A 620-nucleotide genomic window follows, 5' to 3' on the forward strand; every position below is an offset into this window, starting at 1 on the left:
AGCCCGCTGACGGTGTTCACGCGCACGCTGCATGAAACCGTGACGATGCTGGAGCAGGACGAAATCCATTTTTCGCTGATCTACCACCACCCCGCCATCGCCGTGCGGCTCGATGCACGCCAGTTCACCCACGTGCACATCGCCAGCGACCGGCTGGTGCCGGTCTCGCGCGCCAACGCCGCGGGCCAGGCGCTGCACAGCTTTGCGGCGCCCGGCAGCGTGCCCTACCTGGCCTATCCGCACCGCATGGCGCTGGGACGCCTGGTCGAAGACCATCTGTCGCAGAACCCCGACGCGCCGCGGCTGCACCGCATTCTCGAATGCGATTCGGCCGATGCACAGTACGAATACGTGCACAAGGGCCTGGGCGTGGCCTGGCTGCCCTGGTCGATGGCGCACGCGGACTGCAAGGCCAGGCGCCTGGCGCTGGCGGGAAGCCGCAACATGGAAGTGCGCTTCGACGTGCGCATGTACCGGCCCAAGCGGCGCCTGACTCCGGCCGCAGAAGAATTCTGGCGCCGAGTCACCCAGCGTTGAGCAGTTATATTTGTGCCATAACGGCACGGCCTGGTGCCGTTATGGCACCAAATCGGGCCCTGGGTCTTTTGACAATCAATGGT

Annotated in this window: 1 protein-coding gene; it reads left to right on the top strand. The window is 65.3% G+C overall.

The genetic code is table 11. From position 1 onward, the window contains the following. The coding region (locus D3H34_RS33460) for a substrate-binding domain-containing protein (protein ID WP_205736884.1) at positions 1–537 on the top strand (537 nt) is incomplete at its 5' end. Positions 538–620 lie beyond the last annotated feature (83 nt).

Source organism: Acidovorax cavernicola (assembly GCF_003581445.1).